The following is a 12,339-nucleotide window of genomic DNA, read 5'->3' on the forward strand; positions in this document are numbered from 1 at the left end:
CCCACTGCTGTTATTCGCAGCAAATACGTTTTTTCTTGGCTATTTATATGATTTAAATATGAATCCTGGGTGTAAAAACTGGGTTAGCATCGTTGTTATTTGCATATCGTTATAAGAAATATAGTCTTTACACATCATTGAGGGAGCCAGGAAGATGAAGCAACCAAGCAAATTTGCAGTCCGTACACTGATCGCGCTGGCCGTGGCCGCCGCTTATCCGCTGCAGGCGCTGGCCGATCCCGCCGCCGCCCCGGAGCCGTCGGCCGATGCGGCCGATCCGCAATCCACTCCGGCCGCCGCTGGCCAGCTGGAAACCGTGATCGTGACGGCCCAGCGCCGCGCCGAGAACATCAAGGACGTGCCCATGTCCATCGCCACCATGAAGGGCGACAAGCTGGACGTGCTGACCTCGGGCGCGGCCGACATCCGCTTCCTGTCCGGCCGCTCGCCGTCGGTCAACGTGGAATCGGACTATGGCCGCACCTTCCCGCGCTTCTACATCCGCGGCCTGGGCAACACGGACTTCGACCTGAACGCCTCGCAGCCGGTGGGCCTGGTGATGGACGACATCGTCCAGGAAAACGCCATGCTGAAGGGCTTCCCCGTGTTCGACGTGGACCAGGTGGAAGTGCTGCGCGGCCCGCAGGGCACCCTGTTCGGCCGCAACTCGCCGGCCGGCGTGATCAAGTTCGATTCGGCCAAGCCGGTGTTCAAGCAGGAAGGCTATCTGACCCTGGGGGTGGGCAATTACTCGGCCAAGAACGTGGAAGGCGTGTACAACGTGCCGGTCAGCGACACGGTGGCGCTGCGCTTCTCGGCCACCAGCCAGCACCGCGACGACCGCGTAAAAAACACCAACCCGTCCGGCAAGGGCACCCAGGACTTCGAAGGCTATGGCGACCAGGCCTACCGCCTGCAGGCCCTGGTGCAGCCCAACAAGGACCTGAGCGTGCTGTTCAATCTGCACGGGCGCGACTACCACGGCAGCGCCACCCTGTTCCGCGCCAACATCATCAAGAAGGGCACCAACGACCTGGTGGACGGCTTCGACTACGGCTCCTACCCCAGCGACGGCATCAACTACCAGCACCTGCGCACCAAGGGCGGCAACATCCGCATCAAGTACAACCTGGACGACATCACCCTGCACTCGATCACCGGCTACGAGAAGCTGGACTTCTACAGCCGCGCCGACGTGGATGGCGGCTATGGCGCCGTGTACGCCCCGCCGTACGGCCCCGGTTTCATCCCGTTCGCGGTCGAGACCGCCGACCTGCTGCCCAACCACAAGCAGTTCACCCAGGAGTTCCGCGCCGAGTCCAACTACAAGGGGCCGCTGCAATGGATAGGCGGCCTGTTCTTCTTTGACGAGAACATCCAGATCGATTCGATCAGCTTCAACACCTTCGCCGCCGGCAATCCGCAGAATGCGGCCTACGCCGTGCAGTACCAGAAAGCCAAGTCCTGGGCCGCCTTCGGCTCGCTCAACTACAGCGTCAGCGAGCAGTTCAAGCTGCGCGGCGGCCTGCGCTACACCAGCGACAAGAAGGAATTCTCGGCCTCGCGGGTCGAGCCGCCGCTGGTGTCCGGCCCGTTCGAGATCGACAACACTTCGCACAACGTCAGCTGGGACCTGAGCGGCACCTATGAGCTGGACAAGGACACCAACCTGTTCGCCCGCGTCGCCACCGGCTACCGCGCGCCGTCCATGCAGGGCCGCCTGAACGGCCTGACCGACAAGCCCTCGTTTGCCGGCGCCGAGAAAGCCCTGTCCTACGAGGCCGGCGTCAAGCAGGACCTGTTCGGCAAGCGCGCCCGCCTGAGCGCCAGCGTGTTCCAGTACCGCATCAAGGACAAGCAGCTGACGGCCGGCAGCGGCAACGTCAACATGAACCAGCTGATCAACGCCGAGAAGGTCACCGGCCAGGGCGTGGAGCTGGACCTGCAGGCCAACCTGGGCAACGGCTTCAGCACCACCTTCGGCGGCAGCTACAACGATACCGAGATCAAGGACCCCAGCCTGTACGTGCAGTATTGCGGCAACGTGACCAACAACAAGGCCAGCGGCTGCACCCCGACCAATGCCGCCGGTCCGTTCGCGGGCACCTCCAGCATCAACGGCAACCCGCTGCCGCGCGCGCCCAAGACCCAGCTCAACTTCACCCTCAAGTACAGCACCGAGCTCGGCGATGGCGAGTTCTACGCCTACACCGACTGGGCCTACCGCAGCAGCTACAACTTCTTCCTGTACGAGGCGCCCGAGTACAAGGCCAAGCCGCTCACCGAAGGCGGCCTGCGGGTGGGCTACAAATGGGGCAACGGCAAATATGAAGTGGCCGGCTTCGGCCGCAACATCACCGACAAGCGGGTGCTGATCGGCGCGATCGACTTCGACAACCTGACCGGCATGCTGAACGAACCCCGCACCTGGGGCGCCACCTTCAAGGTCTCGTTCTAAAATCTTCGGGGTCAGATCTCACATTCGGACATGAGCTCGCTTTGCGAAGCGCACCGCTGGTGTCCACCGCTGGTGTCAGGTCTGCCAAAAGCACCGCTGGTGTCAAAAGCACCGCTGGTGTCAGCTCTGCCAAAAGTACATGAGCTTGCCAGAAATGGCGGACTCATGTACCAATGGCAGACCTGACACCGCTGGTGTGGACAGACACCGCTGGGGTGGACATCGGAGGAGAGTGGTATGCATGACGCCGTTAATCTGTGGCCGTTGTTGGGCGTGGCCGTCATCGTGGCCGGCTTCGTCCTGCGCGCCCATCCGGTGCTGGTGGTGATCGCCGCCTGCGCCGTCACCGGGCTGTGCGCCGCCATGCCGGTGGAGCACATCCTGGCCTCGCTGGGCGCGGCCTTCGTCAAGACCCGCAACCTGCCCATGATCTTGCTGCTGCCGCTGGCCGCCATCGGCCTGCTGGAGCGTTTCGGCCTGAAGGAGCACGCCCAGGCCGTGATCTCGCGCATCCGCTCCGCCACGGCCGGGCGGCTGCTGATCGTCTACCTGGCCATCCGCGAACTGGCCGCCGCCTGCGGCTTGACCAGCCTGGGCGGCCACGCCAACATGGTGCGCCCGCTGGTCGCGCCCATGGCCGAGGGCGCGGCCGAGGCCCGCCATCCGGATCTGACGCCGGCCCTGCGCCTGCGCATACGCGCCATGGCGGCCGCCACCGACAACGTCGGCCTGTTCTTCGGCGAGGATGTGTTCGTGGCTTTCGGCGCCATCGTGCTGATGCAGACCATCCTGCGTGCCGAGGGCATAGAGGTCAACCCGCTGCACATGGCGCTGTGGGGCATCCCCACCGCTGTCACGGCCTTCGTGGTGCACGCCTGGCGTTTGCGGCGGCTGGACGAACACATCAAGCGCGAGCTGGCGCGCGCCGGACAGGCGGACGGCAAGGCGGCGCCATGATACTCAGGCTCGAGCATTTCTACGTCGTACTGGGCCTGATGCTGGCCGCCATCGCCATCATGACCCTGCGCGACGCCGCCCATCCCCGGCGCTATGGCAGCGCCCTGTTCTGGGGCCTGTACGCGCTGATCTACCTGGCCGGCGACCGCCTGGCGCCGGAGGCGGCCGGCGCCGTGATGGTGGCCATGGCCCTGATTGCCGGCTTCGGCGGCGTCGCCATGGGCCGCCATCCGGGGCTGAGCGCGGAGCAGCGCCAGTCCAGCGCCGCGCGCCTGGGCCACAAGCTGCTGATACCGGCCCTGGCCATCCCCCTGGTCACCGTGTTCGGCTCCACTGTGCTCAAGGGCCTGGAAGTGGCCGGGCGCCAGCTGTTCGATCCCAAGGACGCGACCCTGGTCAGCCTGGGCTGCGGCTCGCTGCTGGCCGTGGCCCTGGCCTGCTGGCTGACGCGCAGCGCGCCCACCCAGGCCATGCGCGAGGCGCGCCGCCTGGTCGACTGCATGGGCTGGGCCGTGGTGCTGCCGCACATGCTGGCCGTGCTGGGATTGCTGTTTTCCGAGGCCGGGGTCGGCAAGGCGGTGGCCCACATCAGCACCGCCTATGTCAGCCTGGACACCCGGCTTGCGGCGGTCACCGTGTACTGCGTGGGCCTGGCCCTGTTCACCATCGTGATGGGCAATGGCTTCGCCGCCTTCCCGGTGATGGCGGGCGGGGTCGGCATTCCCATCCTGGTCGGCGTCTACCACGCCAACCCGGCCGTAATGGCGGCCATCGGCATGTTCAGCGCCTATTGCGGCACCCTGATGACGCCCATGGCGGCCAACTTCAACATGGTGCCGGCCGCGCTGCTGGAACTGCCCGACAAGCACGCCGTCATCAAGGCCCAGATCCCCACCGCATTGCCGCTGCTGGGAGCCAATATCCTGTTGCTGTACTTTCTGATGTAAAGTAGCAGGGTTGTGCGCCAGGCGTGCGGAGTATGCGTAGATGAAAAAGATAATCTTGTTAACCGGGTTCGAACCATTCAACCAGGAGTCCATCAACCCATCGTGGGAAGCCGTCAGCGCCCTGCAAGGCTGGCATGAAGGCGATTTCGTCGTGCATGCGCGCCAGCTGCCCTGCGTGTTCGGCAAATCCAGCCAGGTGCTGCACCAGGCCATCGAGGAACTGCAGCCCAGCGTGGTGATCGCGGTCGGCCAGGCCGGCGGACGCAGCGACCTGTCGGTGGAGCGGGTCGCCATCAACATCGACGACGCACCCATCCCGGATAACGAGCAGCGCCAGCCCATCGACCAGCCGGTCAACGTCAACGGCCCGGCCGCCTATTTCTCCACCCTGCCGGTCAAGGCGATCGTGGCTGCCCTGCGCGAGCGCGGCTTGCCGGCCTCGGTCTCGCATTCGGCCGGCACCTTCGTTTGCAACCACGTGTTCTACAGCCTGCTGCACCAGTCGGACGAGTGGGGCACCACCATGCGCGCCGGTTTCATCCACATCCCTTATTTACCGCAGCAGGCGGCCCGCCATCCGGGTGCGCCCAGCATGAGCCTGGACTGCGTGGTGGAAGGCTTGCGCATCGCCATCCGCACGTCGCTGGCCGCCGATGTCGATGTGCGCCTGGCCGGGGGCGTCACCCATTAGCGCGATCTGATGTTGCGCCGCAACAGAGGCTGGCGTTCGGCCGCATGCGTTTCCAATTTTGTGTCATGATCGTGTCGAGACCGTTACACATTAAAACTTGCTTCATTTTTAATGTAGTCCTTATAATTGCTTTCCGGATTGACAATGTTGCGAAAGGAGTAGCGGATGGCGCATTACATGAAGCGGATGGCGGCTTTGGCGGCACTGGGTTGCGCGCTGGCTGGACAGCAGGCGCGGGCGGAGCGGGTCACGGTGGATTTCACCGCCGTCGTCACTGCGCTGGTGGAGGTCGACTTCCTGGCTGGCACCATCAACGCGGTGGACCACAACTACGTGACGCCGGTGGACGTGCGCCTGGGCGACACCATCACCGGCCAGTATTCCTATGACCTGTCGCTGGCCACCTTGTCCGCTTACCAGTCCCAGCCGAGGTCAGGCAGTCAAACCTATTACGACCTGCCGGGTGTGTCGGTCTCCTACACGCTGGTGCGCGGCGGCTTCTCTTACCAGAGCGATCCATCGCTGGTGTATTCGGTGGCGGTATCCAATAATTCTTCGGACTATTACGGCGCCGACGCCGTTGAGTTTGCAACAGGTAACTTCGGGATGATCACCACGGCCGGCTACATCACGCTGTCCGATGGCAGCGCCACCGCGCTGAGCGACACCAGCCTGCCGGCGCCCCTGAACGAATCGCTGTTCGGCACCCGCACCCTGCAGGGCTTCTGGGTCGACGGCTTCCATGAGCTGAGCATCAGCGCCACCCTGCAGAGCGTGTCGCCCGGCACGCTGGCGCCGGTGCCGGAGCCGGAAACCTGGGCCATGCTGCTGGGCGGCCTGGGCCTGGTGGGCGCCGTGGCGCGCCGCCGCTCATTCCGCGCGTGAGGGCGGATTCAGGATATTCAGGAAGGCCCGCACCACCGGCGCATCGTCCAGCGTGGTGTAGGTGATGTACAGGTTGGCCGAGGGCGGATTAGTGCGGATGGGCAGGAACACCACGCCCGGCCAGCCGATCCGGCTCGTCGTCTCCGGGATCAGGGTCACGCCCAGGCCGGCGCCCACCATGGCCAGCAGGGTTTGCGGCTCGGTCGCTTCCTGGAAGATGGCGGGCTGGAAGCCGGCGTTCACGCAGCACTGTATCAGGTAGCGCGGGAAGGCCGATTTATCGAGCGCCATGGTCAGCATGGGTTCGTCCGCGATGTCGGTCAGCTCGATGGCGTCCTGCTTGGCCAGCGGGTGGTGTTCGTTGATGGCCACGCACACGTTCTCGCGGAAGCACAGTTCCTGGCGCAGGTTGTCCTGGCGCAGATCATCCTCGTTCAACTTCGGTTCGCGCCAGAAGCCCACGTCCACCTGCTTGGCGCGCAGCGCTTCGTACTGCGCGGTGGGTCCCAGTTCATGCAGGGTCCAGGTCACGCGCGGAAACTTGGTCTGGAATTCCTCCAGCAGGCTGGGTATCGGCCCCCACATGGCGGAACCGACGATGCCCACCCGCAGCCGTCCCACCTCGCCGCGGTCGATCTGGCGTATGGTGTCTATGGTCATGCGCATCTTGCCCAGCAGCTCGGCAGCCTCGCCCATCAGGGCCTTGCCGGCCACAGTCAGCTCGAAGCTGCGCGTGGTGCGCGCGAACAGTTTCACGCCCAGCTCGTTCTCCAGCTTCATGATCTGCTGGCTCAGGGGCGGCTGCGAGATGTGCAGCCGTTCCGCCGCCCGGCTGAAGCTCTTTTCTTCGGCGACGGCGAGAAAATACTTTAACTGTTTCAGGTCGATGGACATGGCGGGCCGATTGTAGCGCGGTTCAGGAGGCGGCGTGCTGTTGCAGCGAGGTGGCAAGTGCCCTGGCCAGCGCCGCGCCGCAGCGCGCGTTGTTCTTCACCAGCGCGATATTGGTGGCCAGGCTGCGCCCGCCGGTCAGCTGCTTGATGCGCGCCAGCAGGAAGGGGGTGACATTCTTGCCGCTGACGCCCTGTTCGCCGGCCTCGCGCAGCGCCTGTTCCGTGATGGCGTCGATTTCCTCCTTGGGCATGGCCTCATCGGCCGGCACCGGATTGCTGACCACCACGCCGCCTTCCAGGCCCAGCGCCCATTTGGCCTGGATGAAGGCCGCCTGTTCGGCCGGGGTGTCGAGCTGGAAGTCGGCGTTGAAACCGCTCTCGCGCGTGAAGAAGGCGGGGAAGCCGCGCTGGCCCACGCTGACCACCGGCACGCCCTGGGTTTCCAAGTATTCCAGCGTCAGGCCGATGTCGAGGATGGACTTGACCCCGGCGCACACCACCGCCACCGAGGTGCGGGCCAGTTCCTGCAGGTCGGCCGAGATATCGAAGCTGGTCTCGGCGCCGCGGTGCACGCCGCCTATGCCGCCGGTGACGAACACCGCGATCCCGGCCAGCCGGGCGCAGATCATGGTGGCGGCCACCGTGGTGGCGCCCAGTTTTTTCTGTGACAGCACATAGGCCAGGTCGCGGCGCGACACCTTCATGGCGTCCGGCGAGCTGCCCAGCAGCTCCAGCTGCTGATCGGACAAGCCGATGCAGATTTTTCCATCGATGATGGCAATGGTGGCCGGCACCGCGCCGCCGTCGCGGATGATCTGTTCCACTTCGCGCGCGGTCTGCACGTTCTGCGGATAGGGCATGCCGTGCGAGATGATGGTCGATTCCAGCGCCACGATGGGCAGGCCGGCGGCGCGGGCGGCGGCCACTTCGGCCGAAAACAGCAGGTAGGGTTGCATGGGTCAGTCCTGTGGGGGAAAGAGCGGGGCGCTCAAGTCAAAGTCGTGTATCTCGTCCAGCACATCGGCCGCCAGCAGCGGCGACACGGTCTCGTTGCATTCCAGCGTCATGGCGGCCACCTTCAAGCCGCGGCGGCAGGCCAGGCCCAGGTCTTCGCTGCCCTGGTACAGCGACCAGCACACGGCGGCCGAGAAGGCGTCGCCGGCGCCGGTCACGTCCACCACCTCCACCGGATGGGCGGGGAGCCAGGCCAGCCCGGCGCCACGGGTATGGTAGACGCCCTGGCTGCCGCAGGTGACGATGACGTCGCGTACGCCCTGTTCGCGCAGCCCGGTGCAGGCGGCGCCGACGTCGGCCTCGGTGGGCAGGGCGCGTCCGGCCCGGGTTTCCAGCTCGCCGCGGTTGAGTATCAAGAGGCGCAGGCCGCGCAGGTCGGCCGGCAGGCGCGCCATCTTGGGCTGGGACACGGCCACCATCACCAGCGGCACGTGGTCGCGCTGGGCGTCCTGCAGCAGGGCGGCCACGCTGGCGGCCGGCAGGTTCAGGTCGGCCACGGTGAGGGCGGCAGCGGCGCGCTGCGGCTGGCGGCTGGCCAGGAATTCCGGCGTCATGCGCTCGTACACGGCCATGTCGGCCAGGGCCAGCACCAGTTCACCGCGCGCATCGAGCACCGCCGTGTAGGTGCCGGTGGCGCCATCCTGGACGCGCAGGCTGCCGCGCGTGTCGATCCCGGCGTGTTCCGCGTGCTCCAGCAGGGCGCGCCCGGCGCCGTCCTCGCCCAGGGCGGTCAGGAGGGCGGTCGGCACATTCAGGCGCGCCAGGTTCTCGGCGATGTTGCGCGCCACCCCGCCAAACACTTCCTCGGCGCTGGCGGGATTCGAGGTGCCCATCTGCAGCGGCGCGATGCTGCGCAGCTTGCGGTCCTGGTTGGCAGCGCCTATACAGAGGATGGGGCGGCGGTCCGGCAGCACGTAGGCGCGGCCCAGCAGGCGGCGTTCGCGTATCAGGCTGGCGATGTGGCCGGCCACGGCCGAGCGCGACAGGCGCAGCTCGACCGCCAGGTCTTGCTGGGAAATGAAGGGGTTGGCGCGGATCAGCTGGTAAAGCTGGTCCTTCTTGGAAGCGTCGGTCACGGCGGGCAGGGTATTGAACAATTGTTTGTGATGGTAAACATTTGTCCTTCGACTGTCAATCCAGGCCCGCGCGCACGTATTTCATTCGGGATTTAGACGACATGAATATAAATATAGAAGAAAAATGGTATTTGCTATACATATACAGCTTCAGGCATAGTGTCGGATACATACCAGCAAGCCCTTCAGGCCCGCCGTCGGCTGTACTTCCATACCAAAAACGAGGATATCCATGAATAACTCTCCATTCCAGGCAGCCGCCATCATCCGTTCGCGCCTGCCGGCCGATTTCAAGCCGCGCGTGGCCCTGATCCTGGGCTCCGGCCTGGGCGTGCTGGCCGAGCAGATGAGCGACGCCGTCACCATTGCCTACGATGAGCTGCCGGGCTTCCCCATCTCCACCGTACACGGCCATGCCGGCGAACTGGTGATCGGCACCCTGGCCGGCGTTTCGGTGGTGTGCATGAAGGGCCGCGGCCACGTGTACGAAGGCTATGGCCTGGGCGTGATGACCAGCGCCGTGCGCACCATGAAACTGCTGGGCTGCGAATTCCTGTTCGTGACCAATGCCGCCGGTTCGCTGCGTCCGGAAGTGGACGCCGGTTCGCTGGTAGCCCTGAACGACCATATCAACTTCCTGCCGGGCACCCCGATGATGGGCCCCAACGACGAGCGCTTCGGCCCGCGTTTCTTCAGCATGGCCAATGCCTACGACGCCGACCTGCGCAAGCTGCTGCAGGCCACCGCCGCCGAGCAGAGCGTGACCCTGCACGAAGGCGTGTACATCGCCTACGCCGGCCCCAACTTCGAGACCCCGGCGGAAATCCGCGCCTTCAAGACCCTGGGCGCCGACGTGGTCGGCATGTCGGTGGTGCCGGAAGTGGTGTCGGCCCGCCATTGCGGCCTGAAAGTGGTGGGCGTGTCGGTCATCACCAACCTGGCCGAGGGCTTGTCGCCGTTCCCGCTGTCGCATGAGCAGACCCTGAAATACGCCGCCATCGGCGCCGAATCGCTGGTCAAGCTGATCCTGGCCTACCTGGGCAAAGTGGCGCAGACGCCACAGGCGTAACACCTGGGAGGGGCGGCTGGTCCGCCCCTTTGTTTTTCCGCGATAGTACCTACACTGTAAAGCTATCCACAACGTCGCTCCCGCGCAGGCGGGAGCCTATACCGAGGCCGCGTCAACACGGCTTCAGCATGGATTCCTGCTTCCGCAGGAATGACGGCGCCAACGATACTGGAGTCATCGTTATGAAACGTGCATTCATCCTTCTGCTGGATTCCTTCGGCCTGGGCGCGCTGCCGGATGCGGCCAAGTACAACGACGCCGGCGCCAACACCTTCGGCCACATCGCCCGCTGGGCGGCCGAACAGGGCAAGCCCATGTCGCTGCCCAACCTGGAAAAGATCGGCCTGGCCGCGGCCGGCCACCTGGCCAGCGGCGAGTGGGCCGCCGGCTTCGCGCAGCGCGACGGCTTTACCGGCGCCTGGGGCGTGGCGCGCGAACAGTCCACCGGCAAGGATACCCAGAGCGGCCACTGGGAAATCGCCGGCGTGCCGGTGCTGTTCGACTGGGGCTACTTCCCCAAGACCGTGCCCTCGTTCCCGGCCGAGCTGACCGCCAGGCTGCAGGAACTGACCGGCGTGCCGGGCTTCCTGGGCGATTGCCACGCGTCCGGCACCGAGATCATCAACAAGCACGGCGACGAGCATGTGGCCAGCGGCAAGCCGATTATCTACACCTCGGCCGACTCGGTGCTGCAGATCGCCGCGCACGAGGAAGCATTCGGCCTGGAGCGCCTGTATGAGGTATGCGAGATCGCCTTCAAACTGGTTGAACCCTACAACATCGGCCGCGTGATCGCCCGTCCCTTCATCGGCGCCAACGGCAACTACACCCGCACCAGCAACCGCCACGACTACGCGGTGGCGCCGTCCGCGCCCACGCTGCTGGACCACGTCAAGGACAGCGGCGGCGAAGTCATCGCCCTGGGCAAGATCAGCGACATCTACGCCGCGCAAGGCGTGTCGCGCGTGGTCAAGGGCAAGGACAACATGGCCCTGTTCGAAGCGCTGCTGAAAGTGCAGGGCGAGGCCGGCGACCGCTCGCTGACCTTCGTGAACTTCGTCGACTTCGACCAGTCCTTCGGCCACCGCCGCGACGTGGTGGGCTACTGCAACGCCCTGCACGAGATGGATGCGCGCCTGCCGGAGTTCATCGCGCAAATGCAGGAAGGCGACATCGCCGTGATCACCGCCGACCATGGCTGCGATCCGACCTGGCCCGGCTCCGACCACACCCGCGAACACATCCCGGTGCTGTTCTTCGGCCCCGGCGTGGCGCCGCGCGCGCTGGGCGTGTCCGACACCTTCTCCGACATCGGCCAGACCCTGGCCCACCACCTCGGCGTTAAACCTCTCTCCAACGGAACCAATCTGTTATGACTATCATCACCGGCTTCCAGCGCAACGAAGCGGTCCCCCTGGACCTGGGCTGGATCAAGCACATCAACGTCAACAAATCCGCCGCCGAGCGCCGCGCCGCCAGCCTGGCCAACCGCCGCACCGTGAAGAAGGAATACCAGGCCGCCTGGCTGGTCAAGGCCATCGGCCTGATCGACCTGACCACGCTGTCCGGCGACGACACCCCGGGCCGCGTGGAGCGCCTGTGCCGCAAGGCGCTGCGCCCGCTGCGTGCCGACCTGGTGCAAGCGCTGGACCTGCAGGACTACCCCCTGGCCACCGGCGCCGTGTGCGTCTACCACGAGATGATCAAACCGGCCGTGGAAGTGCTGCAGGGCCGCCTGCCGATCGCCGCCGTGTCGACCGGCTTCCCGGCCGGCCTCACCAGCCTGGAAACCAAGGTGCGCGAGATCGAACTGTCGGTGGCCGCCGGCGCCTCCGAAATCGATATCGTGATCACCCGCCAGCACGTCCTGACCGGCAGCTGGCAAGCGCTGTATGACGAGATGCGCGCCTACCGCCAGGCTTGTGGCGACGCGCACGTGAAAGCCATCCTGGCCACCGGCGAACTGGTGACCCTGGAAAACGTGGCCAAGGCCTCGTGGGTGTGCATGATGGCCGGCGCTGATTTCATCAAGACCTCGACCGGCAAGGAAGCCGTCAACGCCACCATACCGGTGTCGCTGACCATGGTGCGCGCCATCCGCGACTACCACGAGCAGACCGGCTTCAAGATCGGCTACAAGCCGGCCGGCGGCGTGGGCACGGCCAAGGCCGCGCTGCAGTACCTGACCCTGATGAAGGAAGAACTGGGCAACGAGTGGCTGGAACCGCATCTGTTCCGCATCGGCGCCTCCAGCCTGCTGACCGACATCGAGCGCCAGCTGGAGCACTACGTGACCGGCGCCTATTCCGCCGCACACCGCCACGCGCAACCCTAATACCACGGATACGT

The 12,339-nt window shown here is 65.5% G+C and carries 11 protein-coding genes; 8 read left to right on the forward strand and 3 right to left on the reverse strand.

The window, feature by feature from the left end; translation table 11 throughout:
- The first annotated feature begins 154 nt into the window (after positions 1-154).
- The 5 genes from ACLB1G_RS12625 (at position 155) to ACLB1G_RS12645 (ending at position 5,938) form a co-directional block, all read left to right on the forward strand.
- A complete protein-coding gene (locus ACLB1G_RS12625) occupies positions 155-2,458 on the forward strand; it encodes a TonB-dependent receptor domain-containing protein (protein WP_491627558.1) in 2,304 nt (767 codons plus the stop codon).
- Between the two features lie 237 nt (positions 2,459-2,695).
- On the forward strand, positions 2,696-3,415 hold the full coding sequence (locus ACLB1G_RS12630) for a DUF969 domain-containing protein (protein WP_491627559.1): 720 nt from the start codon (positions 2,696-2,698) through the stop codon (positions 3,413-3,415).
- Entirely contained in the window at positions 3,412-4,362 is a 951-nt protein-coding gene (locus ACLB1G_RS12635; protein ID WP_491627560.1) for a DUF979 domain-containing protein, read from the forward strand. The genes ACLB1G_RS12630 and ACLB1G_RS12635 overlap by 4 nt, the downstream gene beginning before the upstream one ends.
- A 40-nt stretch (positions 4,363-4,402) precedes the next feature.
- Complete coding sequence (gene pcp / locus ACLB1G_RS12640) at positions 4,403-5,053, forward strand: pyroglutamyl-peptidase I (protein ID WP_491627561.1); 651 nt, start codon at positions 4,403-4,405, stop codon at positions 5,051-5,053.
- Between the two features lie 165 nt (positions 5,054-5,218).
- Positions 5,219-5,938, forward strand: a complete 720-nt coding sequence (locus ACLB1G_RS12645; RefSeq protein ID WP_491627562.1) for a PEPxxWA-CTERM sorting domain-containing protein — start codon at positions 5,219-5,221, stop codon at positions 5,936-5,938.
- On the opposite strand, the gene ACLB1G_RS12650 is transcribed toward ACLB1G_RS12645, so the two are convergent.
- The 3 genes from ACLB1G_RS12650 to ACLB1G_RS12660 are packed head-to-tail and all read right to left on the reverse strand — an operon-like array spanning position 5,924 to position 8,921.
- Positions 5,924-6,832, reverse strand: a complete 909-nt coding sequence (locus ACLB1G_RS12650) for a LysR family transcriptional regulator (RefSeq protein WP_491627563.1) — start codon at positions 6,830-6,832, stop codon at positions 5,924-5,926. The genes ACLB1G_RS12645 and ACLB1G_RS12650 overlap by 15 nt on opposite strands.
- A 22-nt stretch (positions 6,833-6,854) precedes the next feature.
- The gene (locus ACLB1G_RS12655) at positions 6,855-7,787 is read right to left on the reverse strand and encodes a pseudouridine-5'-phosphate glycosidase (RefSeq protein ID WP_491627564.1); all 933 of its coding nucleotides are present in this window, start codon (positions 7,785-7,787) and stop codon (positions 6,855-6,857) included.
- Between the two features lie 3 nt (positions 7,788-7,790).
- The gene (locus ACLB1G_RS12660) at positions 7,791-8,921 is read right to left on the reverse strand and encodes a carbohydrate kinase (protein WP_491627762.1); all 1,131 of its coding nucleotides are present in this window, start codon (positions 8,919-8,921) and stop codon (positions 7,791-7,793) included.
- Between the two features lie 232 nt (positions 8,922-9,153).
- Between ACLB1G_RS12660 and xapA the strand changes: the two genes are divergently transcribed.
- From xapA to deoC, 3 genes are all read left to right on the forward strand, one after another.
- Positions 9,154-9,990 carry a xanthosine phosphorylase gene (xapA, locus tag ACLB1G_RS12665; RefSeq protein ID WP_491627565.1) on the forward strand — a complete coding sequence of 279 codons (837 nt, stop codon included), beginning with the start codon at positions 9,154-9,156 and terminating at the stop codon, positions 9,988-9,990.
- Positions 9,991-10,172: 182 nt separating this feature from the next.
- Positions 10,173-11,366, forward strand: coding sequence for a phosphopentomutase (locus ACLB1G_RS12670; protein WP_491627566.1), 1,194 nt, complete (start codon positions 10,173-10,175; stop codon positions 11,364-11,366).
- A complete protein-coding gene (gene deoC / locus ACLB1G_RS12675) occupies positions 11,363-12,325 on the forward strand; it encodes a deoxyribose-phosphate aldolase (protein ID WP_491627567.1) in 963 nt (320 codons plus the stop codon). Before ACLB1G_RS12670 ends, deoC begins: the two co-directional genes overlap by 4 nt.
- Positions 12,326-12,339 lie beyond the last annotated feature (14 nt).

The sequence above is a fragment of the Duganella kummerowiae genome (assembly GCF_053572355.1).

Excerpts from the sequence above, each read along its gene's own strand:
- ACLB1G_RS12625 (WP_491627558.1), top strand. The coding sequence starts at position 155 with ATGAAGCAACCAAGCAAATTTGCAGTCCGTACACTGATCGCGCTGGCC.
- ACLB1G_RS12630 (WP_491627559.1), top strand. The coding sequence starts at position 2,696 with ATGCATGACGCCGTTAATCTGTGGCCGTTGTTGGGCGTGGCCGTCATC.
- ACLB1G_RS12635 (WP_491627560.1), top strand. The coding sequence starts at position 3,412 with ATGATACTCAGGCTCGAGCATTTCTACGTCGTACTGGGCCTGATGCTG.
- pcp (WP_491627561.1), top strand. The coding sequence starts at position 4,403 with ATGAAAAAGATAATCTTGTTAACCGGGTTCGAACCATTCAACCAGGAG.
- ACLB1G_RS12645 (WP_491627562.1), top strand. The coding sequence starts at position 5,219 with ATGGCGCATTACATGAAGCGGATGGCGGCTTTGGCGGCACTGGGTTGC.
- ACLB1G_RS12650 (WP_491627563.1), bottom strand. The coding sequence starts at position 6,832 with ATGTCCATCGACCTGAAACAGTTAAAGTATTTTCTCGCCGTCGCCGAA.
- ACLB1G_RS12655 (WP_491627564.1), bottom strand. The coding sequence starts at position 7,787 with ATGCAACCCTACCTGCTGTTTTCGGCCGAAGTGGCCGCCGCCCGCGCC.
- xapA (WP_491627565.1), top strand. The coding sequence starts at position 9,154 with ATGAATAACTCTCCATTCCAGGCAGCCGCCATCATCCGTTCGCGCCTG.
- ACLB1G_RS12670 (WP_491627566.1), top strand. The coding sequence starts at position 10,173 with ATGAAACGTGCATTCATCCTTCTGCTGGATTCCTTCGGCCTGGGCGCG.
- deoC (WP_491627567.1), top strand. The coding sequence starts at position 11,363 with ATGACTATCATCACCGGCTTCCAGCGCAACGAAGCGGTCCCCCTGGAC.